This window comes from Mesorhizobium sp. P5_C1, assembly GCF_054049815.1.
Genome location: NZ_JBFULQ010000586.1, coordinates 1 through 3,221, shown reverse-complemented (window position 1 = coordinate 3,221; position 3,221 = coordinate 1). Strand labels below are relative to the sequence as shown.

Sequence of the window (3,221 nt, the reverse complement as noted above, 5' to 3'; positions counted from 1 at the left end):
ATATTGGGGTCCGTGCTTACGAACCCGGCCGTATAGGCGAAACAACGGCTGATCTCATCGCGCCCGATGAGATGCGTGAAGGTCAACAGGTCGGCGCCAACAGGTGTCTGCACAACCGTGGCACGTTCGTTCGGCATGGGTCGTGCCCCTCCTGGACGCGGCCGCCGGCGCGAAGGATTGAAGTTCCCGCATTCTGTTCAGGAACTTTTTCGACCCGCCGCACCAGGCCATCCGGAGCCTACCACATCTTGCCCTGCGGACCAAAGAGGGCCGGTGGCGCTTGAAACTTGCCCTGTCGAAGCACCGGCTTGGAACGCGGCTGTGCTGTTCTACTCGCAAACTGCTAGAATGGTGCAGTATCGATCAACGATCCGCGGCGATCCTGGATGTACATCAGTCTGCAAATCAGCAATGTCGACGCGCTGCCCGCCGGCATCCCGACCGGCTACGCAGCGCGCGATCGCGGCTTCGAAATCGGACGCGATGCTTGTGACTGGACCTTGCCAGATCCCGACAAGTTCATCTCGGGCCGTCACTGCGAGGTTCTGTACGAGGCGGGCGCGTTCTGGCTGCACGATGTCTCGCGCAATGGGACCTTCATCAACGGATCGAGCCAGCGCATGACCGGCCCGCATCGGCTGGGCCATGGCGACAGGATGCTGATCGGCCGTTATGTCGTCGTCGTGTCGATCGACGAGGAGCGAGCCACGGCAGGCTATCCCCAAGCCAACCAAAATTCGACACCGCGGGAAATGCCGGTCGCGACGGGCCGGCCGCTGGAATTCGGAGGCGGGGCTTTCTTCGAGCCTGCACAGCAACGGTCCGGGCAGCGCATTCCAGTGTCGGCGTCCTCGTCGACCCCGACACCGCTGCCCTCGACCAGGGACGAGGTGCTGAGGGAGATCGCTATCGGAGCCGGCATTTCGCCGGAACTGCTTCAATTGCGCGACCCGCATGAAGTTGCCGCCGAAATCGGCGCGGTCCTGCGGGCGGTGGTCGAAGAACTGACCTTGCTGCTGAAAGCCCGCGCGGCCGCGAAAACGTTGGCCAAGAGCACACAACGAACGATGATCAGCGCCGCGGACAACAATCCGCTGAAGTTCGTTCCGGGGACCGACGACATCCTCGAAATCATGTTCGCCCGTCGCAGGGCCGGCTATCTTGATGCCAGGCGCAGCATCGAGGATGCATTCCACGATCTCAAGACGCACGAATTTGCCACCTATGCAGCCATGCAAACCGCGCTCTCCCGGCTGCTTGACGACCTGTCGCCCGAGGCGATCAGCAAGAAACTCCCGCCTACGTCGTTTACGTCGAAGAAGAGCCAGGCCTGGGACGCCTATGTCGCGACATGGCGGACCATGGAGGAAGCACACGAAAACGGCATGCTGGACATATTCCTGGCCTATTTCAGCGAGGCGTACGCCAAAGCCGACAAGCAAAAATAGGCGATCCCAAGAAACGCGTGGCCAGGAGACGCGTGGCCAGGAAACGGATGGCCAAGTAACGCATGGTACAGCAGTCGGCGAAGAAAAGTCCCTTCGACGCCCGGCATCCGGTTCCAATCGACGATTTCTGAGATTACGATCACGTACGACAGTTCGCCAAGCGGGTAAGACTCATTGAGCTGGGGGTCTGCGGCAAATGTCATGTGACGGCGGGATAGCGTTTTCCAGTCAATCGTCCTCCGGACACTGCCACAGCCGGCGGGGGTTGTATTTCCATTCCCCGACCAGCAACCGTTTTGCGCCCATCTCGCCCGATCGCGGCCACACCGCCTGCACGGACGGTCGGCGATGAGCTCGAAGGACGATCCCTTCGGCCTGGCGGGCAAGACCGTCATTCGCGCAAGTCCACGGCGCGAGAAAAAATCGCCACCAGTTCCCGAGCTACCTGCCGCTGACGGAGGCCAACCCTCTCCGGTCAAGGATTCAACGGTGTTCGATCCTGGGGTCGGGCGGCATACACCGCCGGGCTGGGCATCCGGAACCGTGATCTATCAAGGTGCGCCTTTGGGCGCCGCGGCCGGTGCTGCCTCTTCCGCCGCCGCGCCGGCCCGGGCGGTCGAGCAGGCGATCCTGTTCGGCGCCGCGGACACGGTCAAATACGCCGCGGCAAACCCTATTCTCGCGGCGGCGGCACCTTTGCTGATCCTGTTCGGGCAGCTCAGGATGATGCCCGTCGAAAGACAAGCGGAGCCACTGGCGCAACATGTCGCCGACGCGATCGAAAAATTCGACCGAACGATGGAGAAGACCGGCGTTCCCGAAGAGGATGCTCGGATCGCGAAATTTGCTCTGTGCGAAACCGCCGACGATCTCATAGGCAACCTGCCTTGGCCCAAGAGCGACGACTGGGCGCAAAACGGCATGCTGCGGCAGTTCTTTCACACCGAGATCACCGGCACAGGCTTCTACGAAGCCCTGAACACGATACTGGCCAATCCCGAGACGCACTGCGATCTGCTCGAACTGATGCATGCCTGCCTGTCGCTGGGTTTCGAAGGCCAGTACAGAGGCGTGAGGCGCGAAGACAACAATCTCGAACGCGTTCGACGCGACGTCTACGAGACGCTTCGCTATTTCAGGGCGCGTGCAGGCGAGGACATCTCGCCGCGCTGGCAGGGCCTGGCGGCGACCATGGCGCAGCCGTCGGCCCGCCTGCCGCTCTGGGTCGTTGCGGCAGCGGCGACGGCGCTGCTGACAGCGGCGTTTTTTGCATTGCGGGTCTTCATCACCAATGAGGGCGACGCCACCGCCGGTGAATTGCTGGCACTCAACCCGTCGACACCAGTCGCCATCGAGCGCGCCAGCGTGGCGCCGTTGGCCGAGCCGGTGAAAGCCACCCCACCTGCAGCCACCGCGCAGATTGATCGCATTCGTTCGGCACTGGCCAAGGAAGTCGAAGGCGGCGGGCTGACCATCGGCACGAAGGGCAACTTCATCGTGGTGGAAATCAACAATGTCCTGCTGTTCCAGTCCGGCAGGGCCGAGGCAAAGCCGGAATTCCAGCCCATTGCCGCCGACATCGCCGCGGCGCTGCAGCCCGAGCCCGGGCAAATCCGGATCGTCGGCCATACGGACAATGTGAAACCGCGAAAGTCGAGCCCGTTCAAATCCAACTTCGACCTTTCGGTCGCCCGGGCCAAGGCTGTCGAAACGATGATGGCACCGAAATTCAGCGATCCCTCGCGACTGACGGTCGATGGCAAAGGCGAGGAC

General features: G+C 62.3%; 2 protein-coding genes. Both read left to right on the top strand.

What is annotated here, in order from left to right; all coding sequences use genetic code 11:
- Positions 1-386: 386 nt before the first annotated feature.
- Entirely contained in the window at positions 387-1,448 is a 1,062-nt protein-coding gene (tagH, locus tag ACXJ7R_RS28320; RefSeq protein WP_457154710.1) for a type VI secretion system-associated FHA domain protein TagH, read from the top strand.
- Positions 1,449-1,796: 348 nt separating this feature from the next.
- On the top strand, positions 1,797-3,221 hold a 1,425-nt coding region (icmH, locus tag ACXJ7R_RS28315), incomplete at its 3' end, for a type IVB secretion system protein IcmH/DotU (protein ID WP_457154709.1).

What these genes read in the sequence shown, in the direction of transcription:
- tagH (WP_457154710.1), top strand. Translation starts at nt 387, where the DNA reads ATGTACATCAGTCTGCAAATCAGCAATGTCGACGCGCTGCCCGCCGGC.